The sequence below is a fragment of the Variovorax sp. dw_308 genome, from assembly GCF_019207085.1.
Classification (GTDB): Bacteria; Pseudomonadota; Gammaproteobacteria; order Burkholderiales; family Burkholderiaceae_C; genus Variovorax.
On record NZ_JAATOM010000034.1, the window covers coordinates 1 to 12,870 of the forward strand.

Here is a 12,870-nt window from a genome sequence, read left to right on the forward strand (position 1 = left end):
GCCGCCAAAGAAGCTCTTGAGTTTGGCGAAGAAGCCGGTTTCGGCCGGCGGCGGCGGCGCAACAGGCACCACGACCGGTGCCGTCGCGACGGGCGCGGGTGCGCGCACGGGCTCGGGCTTCGGCACCGCGACGGGTGCGGGCGCGTCGGGCAGCACGCCCTTGATCACCGGCGTCTGCTTGTTGGTCGGCTCTTGCGAGCGGCGCGTGACCGAGGTCGGATCCTCGAACTCGTCGGCCATCTTGTAGCTGGCGTCGATGTGGTCGAGGCGCGGATCGTCGTGCTTCAGGCGTTCGAGCTTGTAGTTGGGTGTCTCGAGCGTCTTGTTCGGCACCATCAGCACCGTGACGCGCTGCTTGAGCTCGATCTTGGCGATTTCGGGGCGCTTCTCGTTCAACAGGAAGGAGGCCACCTCGACCGGCACTTGCACGTGCACGGCGGCCGTGTTGTCCTTCAGGCACTCCTCCTGGATGATGCGCAGGATCTGGAGCGCGCTCGATTCGGTGTCGCGGATGTGGCCGGAGCCGCCGCAGCGTGGGCAGGGGATCGATGAGCCTTCGCTCAACGCCGGCTTCAGGCGCTGGCGGCTCATTTCCATGAGGCCGAACTTGCTGATCGAGCCGAACTGCACGCGGGCGCGGTCCTGGCGCAGCGCGTCGCGCAGGCGGCTTTCGACTTCGCGGCGATTCTTCGACTCGTCCATGTCGATGAAGTCGATGACGATCAGGCCGCCCAGGTCGCGCAGGCGCATCTGGCGGGCCACTTCGTCGGCGGCTTCGAGGTTGGTGCGGGTGGCGGTCTCTTCGATGTCGCCGCCCTTGATGGCGCGGGCCGAGTTGACGTCCACCGAAACCAGCGCTTCGGTGTGGTCGATCACGATGGCGCCGCCCGACGGCAGCTGCACGGTGCGTGCGTAGGCCGACTCGATCTGGTGCTCGATCTGGAAGCGGCTGAACAGGGCCGCGTCGTCGCGGTAGCGCTTCACGCGAGCGGCATGCTCGGGCATGACATGCGCCATGAACTGCTGCGCCTGGTCGTAGATGTCGTCCGTGTCGATCAGGATGTCGCCGATGTCGTGATTGAAATAGTCACGGATGGCGCGGATGACGAGGCTCGATTCCTGGTAGATCAGGAAGGCGCCCTTGCCGCCCTTGGCCGCGCCGTCGATGGCGCTCCAGAGCTTGAGCAGGTAGTTCAAGTCCCATTGCAGCTCGGGTGCCGAACGGCCTATGCCGGCCGTACGGGCGATGATGCTGGCGCCCTTCGGGTACTCCAGCTGGTCCATCGCTTCCTTGAGCTCGGCCCGGTCGTCGCCCTCGATGCGGCGCGAGACGCCACCGCCGCGCGGATTGTTCGGCATCAGGACGACATAGCGGCCGGCCAGCGAGATGAAGGTGGTGAGTGCCGCCCCCTTGTTGCCGCGCTCTTCTTTTTCGACCTGCACAACCAGTTCCTGGCCTTCGCGGATCGCTTCGTTGATGCGCGCCGAACTGGCCGATACGCCTTCGGCGAAGTACTGCTTCGAGATTTCCTTGAACGGCAGGAAGCCATGGCGGTCTTCGCCGTAGTCGACGAAGCAGGCTTCCAGCGAAGGCTCGACGCGCGTGACGACGGCCTTGTAGATGTTGCCCTTGCGCTGCTCGCGTCCTTCAATTTCGATTTCGTAGTCGAGGAGCTTTTGTCCGTCGACGATGGCCAGGCGGCGTTCTTCGGCCTGCGTGGCATTGATCAGCATCCGCTTCATGATGCGTTGTCCTTGTTTCTATCGTTTTACCGGCCCATGACGGGCGCACGATGCACGGACGACGCTTGCGAAACGAGGGGAATTGCCGCTTGATCCCGCTTGCCCTGGCCGTTCACGCAAAAGCGCAGGCGGCCCGATATTGAACGTCAGCTCAACAAGGACAGTGGGGGTGGGGGCGCGTGGATGGGCGCGAGCCAGATGCGGTGTTGATTAGCTATCTTTTTGATAGCGGGGTGCGCAATGATGGCGCGCTCTGCGGGCGACTCAATGTTTGCAGGCGCGGGCATCAGCCAGCGCAAGCACATTTGAATCAGCAGCATCAACACTAGGGGACTCGCTTTGATCCGCAGACAGCCTGTGGGCCTGCCTGCTGGTATTCCGTATCGGTGTTTCGTTGGGCGTCGGCTTGACTTGGACGCTGCGCCGGCCGCCGTGCGCTCTTGCGTTTGGCTTGCAGGCGACGCGACAAAGCGGCATCGACCTCACAACGCAGACATGAGTGCTCTAAACTTCTGTCTTATCAAGCACTTACACGACCGCGCTGGTGAAAAACATTATAGGTGCGAAGCCCGACACCGCGGCGGCAGAAGTTCGGTTTTTGACGGTTGATACGGAATCTGCCGGTCAGCGACTCGACAACTTCCTGTTCCGCCACCTGAAGGGCGTTCCCAAGACCCATGTCTACCGGATCATCCGGTCGGGGGAGGTGCGCATCAACAAGGGGCGCGTGCAGGCGGAGACGCGCATCGAGGCCGGCGACGTGCTGCGGCTGCCGCCGGTGCGCGTATCGGCCCGGTCCGAGGAGGGCGCCACGCCGCCCGCACCGGCGCGTGAGTTTCCCCTGCTGTATGAGGACGATGCCCTGCTGGCCATCGACAAGCCGGCGGGCGTCGCTGTCCACGGTGGCAGCGGCGTGAGCTTCGGTGTCATCGAGCAGTTGCGAACCGCCCGACCGGGCGCGAAATTCCTGGAACTGGTCCACCGGCTCGACCGGGAAACCTCGGGCGTGTTGCTGGTTGCCAAGAAGCGAAGCGCGCTGGTGGCGTTGCAGGACCAGTTTCGCGAGCGTGAGACCGGCAAGACCTACCTGGCGCTGGTCGACGGCGAATGGCCCGCCTCGAGGAAGGTACTCGACGCTCCCCTCGCCAAATATCTCCTGCCTGACGGGGAGCGCCGCGTGCGTGTGGTCGCCAAGGACCATGCGGATGCGATGCGCGCCGTGACCCTGGTGCGCGTCAAGGCCCGCTTCGCGCTGCCCGGCGAGAGCCATCCGATGTCCTTGCTGGCCGTGACCATCAAGACCGGCCGCACGCACCAGATCCGCGTGCACCTTGCGTCGGAGGGCCACGCGATCTCCGGCGACGACAAGTACGGCAATTTCGAGCGCAATCGCGCCCTGCAGAAGGCGGGCCTGAAGCGAATGTTCCTGCACGCCTGGCGCCTGCAATTCAATCATCCATCCACCGGCGAGCGCATCGCAGTCGAGGCGATGCTTCCGCCGGAACTGGCGCGATTGCTCCCGCCGGCCACCGTTCTCGAACTGTCCAGCCATGACTGACGCCCGCACCCGCCGCTTCGACCTGATCGCCTTCGACTGGGACGGCACGCTGTACGACTCCACGGCGCTGATCGTGCGATCCATCCAGGCGGCCGTGGTCGACGTGGGTGGCGCCAGGCCGTCCGACAAGGACGCGGCCTGGGTCATCGGCCTCGGCCTGGTCGAAGCGCTCGCCAAGGCGGCGCCCGACGTCCCGCGCGAGAAGTACGCCCAGCTCGGTGCGCGCTATCGCCACCACTACATCGGTCACCACAACGACCTGGTGCTGTTCGAAGGCGTGCTGCAGATGCTCGATGCGCTGCGCGCGCGCGGCCACAAGCTTGCCGTCGCCACCGGCAAGTCGCGCAACGGCCTGGACGCGGCACTCGCCACCTCGACCTTGCACGACCGATTCGACAGTTCCCGAACCGCCGACGAGACCGCTGGCAAGCCGCACCCGCGCATGCTGCTGGAATTGATGGAAGAGCTTGCCGTTCCACCCGAACGCACGCTGATGATCGGCGACACCACGCACGACCTTCAACTGGCCCTGAATGCCGGCTGTTCCAGCATCGGCGTGAGCTACGGCGCGCATGAGCCCGATGACTTCGACGCGCTCCATCCGCTGTTCATCGCCCATTCCGTGGCCTCGTTGCAAGACTGGTTGCTCGCCAACGGTTGAGACGCCAGGAAGTTGAAACATCCCATGACCGAGCAAGCGATTCCCCTGTGCAACGCTTCCGACTTGGTCGAAGGCGGGCGTGCCGTGCCGTTCGATGTGGTCTTTCGCGGAGAAAGCTGCCGCGCCTTTGCCATCCGCTTCGAGAAACGACCGCATGCCTTCCTCAATCGCTGCAGCCATGTGGCAATGGAACTCGACTTCCAGCCGGACCGTTTCTTCGATGACACCGGCCAATGGCTGCTCTGCGCCACGCACGGCGCCGTCTACAAGCCGGATACCGGCGAGTGCGCCGGCGGACCCTGCCGCGGCGGCCTGGTCAAGATAGCCCTGAGCGAACGTGACGGCGTGGTGCACTGGCATACTGCCTGGGACCTTCAACCCTTGGCCTTCTAGAGCGGCTTCTCCAAATGACTGACCCCACCCGAAAGGAACCCGAGGGTTTCGAGCCCTTTGAATCCACGGCGCCCCTTGCGGCGTCGCAGGCCGCTGGCAAGAGGGCAGGGCAGGGTGATCCGACGCTGTCCAGCGGATGGGAGCGCGCCACCCTCGAGAAGTTGGCGTTTGCCTCGCTCAACGAGCAGAAGGCGGCGCGCCGATGGCGGACCTTCGTGCGGCTGACCTGGCTGGCGTTCCTGGCGGTCGTGCTCTGGATCGGCCTGTCGCGTGCGACACCGACCACCGCCAAGTCGACAGCCCACACCGCGGTCGTCGAGATCAAGGGTGAAATTGCCAACGGCGCCGATGCCAGTGCCGAAGCCATCGTGGCCTCGATGAAGACGGCATTCGAAGACGACGGCGCCAAGGCTGTCGTGTTGCTGATCAACTCGCCCGGCGGCAGCCCGGTGCAGGCCGGCATCATCAACGACGAGATCAGGCGCATGCGCGCCAAGTACAACAAGCCCGTCTACGCGGTGGTCGAAGAGACATGTGCGTCCGCTGCGTATTACATCGCCGCCGCGACGGACAAGATATTCGTCGACAAGGCCAGCATCGTCGGCAGCATCGGCGTGCTGATGGACGGATTCGGATTCACCGGCACGATGGAAAAGCTCGGCGTCGAGCGGCGCCTGATCATCTCGGGCGAGAACAAGGGCTTCCTCGACCCGTTCAGCCCGATGAACGACGCACAGCGCACCCATGCGCAGCAGATGATCGACCAGATCCACGAGCAGTTCATCAACGTCGTCAAGACGGGGCGCGGTGACCGGCTCAAGTTGCAGACGCCGGGCCTGTTCAGCGGACTGTTCTGGAGCGGCCAGCAGGCCGTCGAGCTCGGCCTGGCAGACCAGCTTGGCAATGTCGACTTCGTGGCGCGCGAAGTGGTCAAGGCCGAAGAGGTGATCGACTACACGCGGCGCGACAACGTGGCGGAAAAGCTGGCCAAGAAGTTTGGCGCCGCGATGGGTGACGCCACCGTCCGCGCCCTGCGCCTGTCGCCCGGCGTGCGCTGATCTTCAACCCTGCGGCGGCGCGTCGACGCGCCGAGCCGAGGCGGCGAGTGCGACCGCAAAGCCGACCACCAGCCACAGCGCCCACCCGAGCGAACTGACGCGTGCCACGAAGCCGATCGCGGGTGGCCCGGCCATGAACCCCAGGTACGCCGCGGCCGAGACAGCCGCGATGCCGCGCGCCGGGTCCACCCCCGGCACCCGCGCCGCCGCCGAGAAAAGAATGGGCACCACGTTGGCAAACCCCACGCCTACGCCGGCAAATCCGACCAGCGCGAGCCAGGGCTGGCGCGCGACGAGCACCAGGGCCATGGCCGCCGCCGCCAACACCGCGCTCCCGCGCAACAGCACGGCCGGTGCAAAGCGAGCCCGCATGGCATCGCCGCCGAATCGGGCCGCAGCCATGGCGGCGGAAAAACTTGCATAGGCGAGGGCGGCCTGGCCCTGCGGGCTGCCGAGTTCCTGCTGGAGGTACAGCACGCTCCAGTCGTAGATCGCACCTTCGGCGATCAGCCCCAACGCTGCGAGAACGCCGAGGATGACCAGCGCACCGCGCGGCAAGCTGAATCCCTCGGCCACAGGCGACGCGGAGGAGGTCGCCGCTCGAGGCAGCATGTATTGCGACGCCAGCAGGATCGCGAGCGCAGTCACGCCCGCCACCCAGAGCAGATGCGTTTGCGGCGACATTCCCGCCGCGAGCGCGGCGCCGCCGGTCATGGCGCCGGCCATGCCGCCCAGGCTGAACATGCCATGCATGCCGCTCATCAGGGTGCCGCCATCGAGCAGTTCCAGCTTCGCGGCTTCGGTGTTGATGGCCACGTCGAACACACCGGTGGCGATGCCGAACACGGCCAACAACCCAAGCAGCGCGCCATACCCCGGCATGACGATCAACGCGGCGATCAGCAAGGCATAGACCGTGCCGCAGAGTCGCGCCGTGTCGCGTGCGCCATAGCGGCCGATCCAGTGGCCGGCGCGGGACAGGCCGGCCAGCGCGCCGAACCCCGCCGCCAGCATGGCGAATCCCAACTGTGCCTCGTCGACAGCGTAGTGGCCCTTGACGGTCGGGATATGCACGCCCCAGGTCGCGAATATGAAACCCGACGCGAAGAACTGCGTGCGCGAAGCCCAACGGGTGCCGGCGCCGATCCCGCCGCCCACAGGTCAGCGCCCGATCGCGAAGACGGCCGGCAGGCGGTCTTCGGACTGCCCGGGAGCCGCGCGCCAGCCCTTGATGGTGTCGCTGCGCACGCTCGCTCCCGCCAGCGTCAACCCCCGTGCGATGGCCAGCCGCGTGTTGAGCTGCAAGGTTTGCACGAGCGCTTGCTGCAAGGCGGCATTGCGATAGGGCGTCTCGATGAAGAGCTGGGTTTGGCCGGTGCGCAGCGCCAGCGTTTCCAGTTCGCGGATGCGCTGGTTGCGTGCACCGGGCTCTTGCGGCAAGTAGCCGACGAACGCGAAGTTCTGGCCGTTGAGGCCGCTCGCGGCCAGTGCCAGCAACAACGACACCGGCCCCGTCAGCGGCACGACGGCAATGCCAAGATCGTGTGCCGCACGTGCGACCGACGAGCCCGGGTCGGCCACGGCCGGCATGCCGGCTTCGCTGAGCAGGCCGATGTCATGGCCGTTCAGCGCGGCCGCCAGCAAGGGCCGAGCGTCGAACTGTCCGGCATGGTCACCCTTCTTGTGCACATCGCGCGGCAGTTCGGTGATCTCTTGCGCCTGCAATGATGCGGCCAAGGGCGCGACAGCGTCGATGCGCTTGAGGTACGCACGCGCCGACTTTGCGTTCTCGCAAATCCAGTGCGTGATCGCCGCTGCCTTCTGCAAGGTGCCGAGGGGCAGGGCGTCCTGCAAGGGCGCCTGGTCGTCGCAGCCGAAATCCAGCGGCGCCGGCACGAGGTAGAGCGTGCCCCGGCTCATAGCAGGTCCACGCCCGCGGCGCGCAACATGCGGCAGGTGCGGATCAGCGGCAGGCCGACCAGCGCACTGGGGTCATCGCTGTCGATCGATTCCAGCAGGGCAATGCCCAGCCCTTCGCTCTTCGCGCTGCCTGCACAGTCGTAGGGCTGTTCGAGGCGCAAATAGCGCTCGATTGCAGCGTCGTCGAGATTGCGGAACACCACGCGCACAGGTGCAATGTCTTGTTGTGCGAAGTGGGTGGCCTGGCACACCACGGCCACGGCGGTCTGGAAAACAAGGGTCTGTCCGCGCATGCGCTGCAACTGTGCGGTTGCGCGCTGGTGATCACCGGGTTTGCCGAGCGATTCACCGGCGAGGTCGGCCACTTGGTCGGAACCAATCACGACGGCCTCCGGAAAGCGCCGGGCGACCGCGCGCGCCTTCTCCAGGGCCAATCGGCTCGCGAGCGCGCCGGGGCTTTCGCCGGGAAGCGGGGTTTCGTCGACTTCGGGCGCATGCACTTCAAAGGGCAGGCGCAGGCGATTCATCAACTCGCGCCGATAGCGCGACGTGGAGGCAAGGATCACGGTGCGTTGCATAGGCCTGATTGTGGGGGACGGGCCGGCAACGAGTTCTCCCGCATGGCCTGGCGCACGCCACCCCCGGGATTGACCTGCATTGGCTTAGACTGCCCGCGATGACCAGAGAATTTGCCCCCCGACGCCTTGACGTTGCTGCCTTTGCAGAAGACGGCGTCACCTTGTCCGGCCACACGCCCCTGCTCGACTTCACCCGCCTGGCGGCTGAAACCACCGGCGTGTCGCCGGATGCGGAGGTGACATGGACGGCGGAAGGCGAGCAGCGTACCGGCGTGACCGGCGCCCCGGACGCCTGGCTGCATCTGGAAGCCGACGCGGTGGTGCCGCTAGTCTGTCAACGATGCCTGGCGCCGGTGGACATCGGCTTGAGCGTTGATCGCTGGTTTCGATTCGTCAGGGACGAGGAAACGGCGGCAATCGAGGACGAGGAGTCAGAGGAAGACATCCTCGTGACCAGCCGGGATTTCGATCTCCACGCGTTGATCGAGGACGAACTGCTGATGGAAATCCCGGTCACGCCTCGCCACGACGCCTGTCCGGACGCTCCCCCGTTGTCCGCAGCGGATGCCGATTTCGACGTTGCCGACGGCTCCAGGCCCAACCCCTTCGCGGTGCTCGGCAAGTTGCGCGGTGGCAAGCCGGAGTAGCCTCGTGCACGGTCGACTTGGCTCCTTCGACGAGCTTGGGCTATAATCATGGGCTTCGCGCGCTTCGCCTTTGATTTACTGGCCCCATGCCGGTTGCAGCAATTCCGGCAATGCCGGCTAACTGTTGACAGTACGCCGGGCGCACCTCCACTAACCTTTTTCCAGTCCAGGAGCCACCATGGCAGTCCAGCAAAACAAGAAGTCGCCTTCGAAGCGCGGCATGCACCGTTCACACAACGCATTGGACGTGCCCGGCATCGCTGTCGAGCCGACCACCGGCGAAACCCATCTGCGTCACCACATCAGCCCCAACGGATTCTATCGTGGCCGCAAGGTGCTGAAGACCAAGTCCGAAGCCTGACGCCCCGTTTCGACGCCAAGGCCCGAAGCTACTTTTGCTGTAGCGTCGGGCCTTTGTCTTGATGCTCACGTCCGCTGCCCCCACGCCGGCGTCCGCCGCAATCACGCTTGCCGTCGATTGCATGGGCGGCGACCATGGCCCGCGCGTCACGCTTGCCGCCTGTCGTGCCTTCCTCGATCGTCATCAGGACGCATCGCTGCTGCTGGTCGGAGCGCCTGCCGCGCTGGCGGGCCTGACCCATCCACGTGCCCGCGTCGTGCCGGCCAGCGAAGTCGTCGGCATGGACGACCCGATCGAGATCGCCCTGAGGAGGAAGAAGGATTCCTCGATGCGCATCGCGATCCAGCAAGTCAAGGATGGTGCCGCGCAAGCGGCGATATCTGCTGGCAACACGGGCGCATTGATGGCGATCGCGCGTTATCTGCTAAAAACGCTCGAAGGTATAGACCGGCCTGCCATCGCCCCGCAGATGCCCAACAGCAAGGGTGGCGCCACCACGGTGCTCGACCTCGGAGCCAATGTGGATTGCGATGCGGAAGACCTGCTCCAGTTCGCAGTGCTCGGATCGGCGCTGGTTTCCGCGCTCACCGGCAATGATTCCCCCACCGTTGGCCTGCTGAACATCGGCGAGGAAGCCATCAAGGGCAGCGAGGTCATCAAGAAGGCCGGTCAGTTGCTGAAAATGGCGGGCGACTCGGGCGACCTGAATTTCTTCGGCAATGTTGAAGGCAACGACATTTTCAAGGGCACCACGGACATCGTCGTCTGCGATGGCTTCGTCGGAAACGTCGCTTTGAAGGCTACGGAGGGCGTCGCCGCAATGATCGTCGACTTCCTCCGGCAAGAGTATTCCAGCGGCATATTCAGCAAAGTGGCCGCGATCGTCTCGTATCCGGTCCTAAAATCCCTCAAGAAGCGGCTCGATCATCGCCGCTACAACGGCGCGGCATTGCTCGGATTGCGCGGCCTGGTGTTCAAGAGCCACGGCTCCGCCGACGAGGTCGCGTTCGGGCATGCGCTGGATCGCGCTTATGATGCCGCTCGCAACAACCTGCTCGAACGCGTGCGGGCCCGCATCGCCCACGCCGCGCCACTTCTTGCGCGGCAAGAGCCAGCGGCGCCGGCCGAAGCGGCGGCAATCCACGCTTGATGACCCTCTATTCGCGAATCACCGGCACCGGCAGCTTTCTACCGCCCCGACGAGTGACCAATGATGACCTCGCGAAGCAACTCGCTTCGCATGGCATCGAAACCTCTGATCAATGGATCATCGAGCGCACCGGTATCCGCGCGCGTCACTTCGCAGATCCAGGCGTCAACTCCAGCGACCTGGGGTTGGAGGCCGCTCGAAAGGCGCTCGAGGCGGCGGGCCGCACCGCTGGCGACGTCGACTTGATCATCGTGGCGACGTCCACGCCAGACATGGTGTTCCCCTCGTCAGCCGCGATCCTGCAGCACAAGCTCGGCATTGCCGGTTGTGCCGCATTCGACGTGCAAGCCGTGTGCAGCGGCTTCGTCTACGCGCTGACTGTCGCCGACGCCTTGATTCGCACCGGCACCGCGAAGTGTGCCTTGGTGGTTGGCGCGGAAGTGTTCTCGCGCATTCTCGACTTCAACGACCGCACCACCTGCGTCCTGTTCGGCGACGGCGCCGGCGCGGTGGTGCTCGAGGCCAGCGAGGAGCCCGGCATCCTGGCCAGCGATTTGCACGCCGACGGCAAGCATGTCGGCATTCTTTGCGTACCGGGGCATGTGTCTGGCGGCGAGGTGCTGGGCAAGCCGCTGCTGCACATGGACGGCCAGGCAGTCTTCAAGCTGGCGGTGCGGGTGCTGGAGGAATCGGCGCGGACGACGCTGGCCAAGGCCGGCAAGACCGAAGCCGATATCGACTGGCTCATTCCGCACCAGGCGAACATCCGCATCATGGAGGGCACCACGAAGAAGCTGAAGCTGTCGCGCGACAAGCTCATCGTGACGGTGCATGAGCACGGCAATACGTCGGCTGCATCGATTCCGCTCGCACTCGATGACGCCGTACGCAGCGGCAAGGTGAAGAAGGGGGACACCTGCATGCTGGAAGGCGTGGGTGGGGGCTTCACCTGGGGTGCGGTGCTATTGAATTATTGAGCGTGAGGCGCCCGCAAGAAGGGCGCGCCACGCGACTGGAGACATGACAACGATGACGTCCTTCGCATTTGTTTTTCCGGGCCAGGGCTCGCAGGCCGTCGGCATGCTCGACGCCTGGGGTGATCACCCGGCCGTTCGCCAAACGCTTCAGGAAGCCTCCGATGCGCTCGGCGAAGATGTTGCCAAGCTGATTCATGAAGGCCCCAAGGAAGCGCTCGGCCTGACGACGAACACCCAGCCGGTGATGCTGGTGGCCGGCGTGGCTGCCTGGCGCGCCTGGCTCGCCGAGGGTGGTGCGCAGCCGTCCGTCGTCGCCGGCCATTCGCTGGGCGAGTATTCGGCGTTGGTTGCCGCTGGCGTGCTCAGCCTGGCCCAAGCCGCACCGCTCGTGCGATTTCGTGCCGACGCGATGCAGAAGGCCGTGCCCGTCGGTGCCGGCGCGATGGCAGCCATCCTTGGCATGGATTCCGCCAAGGTCATCGCGGGTTGCGCCGAGGTGACGGCGAGCTTTGGCTCGGGCAGCGCCGAAGTCGTCGAAGCGGTCAACTTCAATGATCCGATGCAAACAGTGATCGCCGGCAGCAAGGCTGCAGTCGAAAAGGCTTGCGAAGTGCTGAAGGCCAGCGGCGCCAAACGTGCTTTGCCGCTGCCGGTGTCGGCCCCGTTCCATTCGAGCCTGATGAAGCCGGCCGCCCTGGCGCTGCGCGAGAGACTCGCGACGATAGAACTGACAGCCCCCCGGATTCCGGTGCTCAACAACATCGATGTGGCGGTCGAGACCGAGCCATCGCGGATCCGCGAGGCGCTGGTGCGACAGGCGGCCGGCCCGGTGCGCTGGGTCGAGAGTGTCCAGGCGTTGAAGGCACGCGGCGTCACGGCCATCATCGAATGCGGCCCTGGCCGCGTTCTGGCCGGGATGGCCAAGCGGATTGCGCCCGACCTGGCTGCGGCCTCGGTCTACGACCCTGCAACGCTTGCCGAAACCCATACCCTGTTGAGCACCACAGCATGAGCAGCATCCAGTTCGAAGGTCAGATTGCCCTGGTGACGGGCGCATCACGCGGCATTGGCGCCGCGATTGCGCTGGAACTGGCGCAGCGTGGACTCAAGGTCATTGGCACCGGCACCACGGAAGAGGGCGCCCAGAAGATCACTGCGGCGCTTGGCGCCTACGGTGGCCGCGGCCGCGCGCTGGACGTGAACGAGGGGCCGGCCGTCGATGCGCTCGTCGACGAGATCGTCAAGGCCTATGGCGGCCTGCACGTGCTGGTCAACAACGCCGGCATCACGCGCGACATGCTGGCCGCGCGCCTCAAGGACGAGGACTGGGACGCGGTGCTGAACACCAACCTGCGCTCCGTCTTCCGCATCTCGCGCGCCGTCATCAAGCCCATGATGAAGCAGCGCTATGGCCGCATCATCAGCATCACCAGCGTGGTGGGAGCGTCGGGCAATGCGGGCCAAGCCAACTACGCGGCCGCCAAGGCCGGGGTGGCCGGCATGACCCGAGCGCTCGCGCGCGAGCTGGGCAGCCGTGCCATCACCGTGAATTGCGTGGCGCCCGGCTTCATCGAAACCGACATGACGGCCAAGCTTCCCGAGGCGGCGCAGCAAGCGCTGCTGGGCCAGATCCCGCTGGGCCACTTGGGCAAGCCGGCCGACATCGCGAATGCCGTGGCGTACCTCGCGTCGCCGCAAGCGGGATATGTGACAGGGCAGGAACTGCACGTCAATGGCGGCATGCATATGTAAGCAAGGGCAAGGGCCCTGCTTTTCATCGGACGGCGAGCTGCGGCAAATGCCACAATTCGGCCGGCTAAAATC

Annotated in this window: 14 protein-coding genes; 10 read left to right on the plus strand and 4 right to left on the minus strand. The window is 65.5% G+C overall.

The genetic code is table 11. From position 1 onward, the window contains the following. On the minus strand, nt 1-1,743 hold a 1,743-nt coding region (locus HCU76_RS33295), incomplete at its 3' end, for an Rne/Rng family ribonuclease (RefSeq protein WP_218511685.1). 544 nt (nt 1,744-2,287) lie between these two features. Here HCU76_RS33295 and HCU76_RS33300 point away from each other — a divergent pair. Genes HCU76_RS33300 through HCU76_RS33315 form a run of 4 tightly spaced genes read left to right on the plus strand, consistent with a single transcriptional unit; the run spans nt 2,288 to nt 5,413 of the window. Continuing rightward, complete coding sequence (locus HCU76_RS33300; RefSeq protein WP_213959558.1) at nt 2,288-3,301, plus strand: RluA family pseudouridine synthase; 1,014 nt, start codon at nt 2,288-2,290, stop codon at nt 3,299-3,301. Then, a complete protein-coding gene (locus tag HCU76_RS33305; RefSeq protein ID WP_213959557.1) occupies nt 3,294-3,962 on the plus strand; it encodes an HAD family hydrolase in 669 nt (222 codons plus the stop codon). The genes HCU76_RS33300 and HCU76_RS33305 overlap by 8 nt, the downstream gene beginning before the upstream one ends. A gap of 24 nt (nt 3,963-3,986) precedes the next feature. Beyond that, nucleotides 3,987-4,355 (plus strand): Rieske 2Fe-2S domain-containing protein, encoded by a 369-nt coding sequence (locus HCU76_RS33310; protein ID WP_213959556.1) that lies wholly within the window; start codon nt 3,987-3,989, stop codon nt 4,353-4,355. Between the two features lie 14 nt (nt 4,356-4,369). After that, on the plus strand, nt 4,370-5,413 hold the full coding sequence (locus HCU76_RS33315; RefSeq protein ID WP_213959555.1) for a S49 family peptidase: 1,044 nt from the start codon (nt 4,370-4,372) through the stop codon (nt 5,411-5,413). A gap of 3 nt (nt 5,414-5,416) precedes the next feature. Here the strand turns inward: HCU76_RS33315 and HCU76_RS33320 are convergent, their stop codons facing one another. The 3 genes from HCU76_RS33320 to HCU76_RS33330 are packed head-to-tail and all read right to left on the minus strand — an operon-like array spanning nt 5,417 to nt 7,911. Next, nucleotides 5,417-6,571, minus strand: a complete 1,155-nt coding sequence (locus tag HCU76_RS33320) for an MFS transporter (protein ID WP_213959554.1) — start codon at nt 6,569-6,571, stop codon at nt 5,417-5,419. A gap of 3 nt (nt 6,572-6,574) precedes the next feature. After that, entirely contained in the window at nt 6,575-7,333 is a 759-nt protein-coding gene (locus HCU76_RS33325) for an SAM-dependent methyltransferase (RefSeq protein ID WP_213959553.1), read from the minus strand. Further along, complete coding sequence (locus HCU76_RS33330) at nt 7,330-7,911, minus strand: nucleoside triphosphate pyrophosphatase (protein ID WP_213959552.1); 582 nt, start codon at nt 7,909-7,911, stop codon at nt 7,330-7,332. The genes HCU76_RS33325 and HCU76_RS33330 overlap by 4 nt, the downstream gene beginning before the upstream one ends. A gap of 98 nt (nt 7,912-8,009) precedes the next feature. Between HCU76_RS33330 and HCU76_RS33335 the strand changes: the two genes are divergently transcribed. The 6 genes from HCU76_RS33335 (at nt 8,010) to fabG (ending at nt 12,798) form a co-directional block, all read left to right on the plus strand. Further along, the gene (locus HCU76_RS33335; protein WP_213959551.1) at nt 8,010-8,558 is read left to right on the plus strand and encodes a DUF177 domain-containing protein; all 549 of its coding nucleotides are present in this window, start codon (nt 8,010-8,012) and stop codon (nt 8,556-8,558) included. A 178-nt stretch (nt 8,559-8,736) separates the two neighbouring features. Further along, nucleotides 8,737-8,919: a 50S ribosomal protein L32 gene (gene rpmF / locus HCU76_RS33340; protein WP_213959550.1), complete on the plus strand. Its 183-nt coding sequence runs from the start codon at nt 8,737-8,739 to the stop codon at nt 8,917-8,919. 61 nt (nt 8,920-8,980) lie between these two features. After that, a complete protein-coding gene (gene plsX, locus HCU76_RS33345) occupies nt 8,981-10,069 on the plus strand; it encodes a phosphate acyltransferase PlsX (RefSeq protein WP_213959562.1) in 1,089 nt (362 codons plus the stop codon). Beyond that, on the plus strand, nt 10,069-11,046 hold the full coding sequence (locus tag HCU76_RS33350; RefSeq protein WP_213959549.1) for a beta-ketoacyl-ACP synthase III: 978 nt from the start codon (nt 10,069-10,071) through the stop codon (nt 11,044-11,046). Before plsX ends, HCU76_RS33350 begins: the two co-directional genes overlap by 1 nt. 52 nt (nt 11,047-11,098) lie before the next feature. Continuing rightward, complete coding sequence (gene fabD, locus HCU76_RS33355; RefSeq protein ID WP_213959548.1) at nt 11,099-12,058, plus strand: ACP S-malonyltransferase; 960 nt, start codon at nt 11,099-11,101, stop codon at nt 12,056-12,058. Then, entirely contained in the window at nt 12,055-12,798 is a 744-nt protein-coding gene (fabG, locus tag HCU76_RS33360; RefSeq protein ID WP_213959547.1) for a 3-oxoacyl-ACP reductase FabG, read from the plus strand. The genes fabD and fabG overlap by 4 nt, the downstream gene beginning before the upstream one ends. Nucleotides 12,799-12,870: the final 72 nt, after the last annotated feature.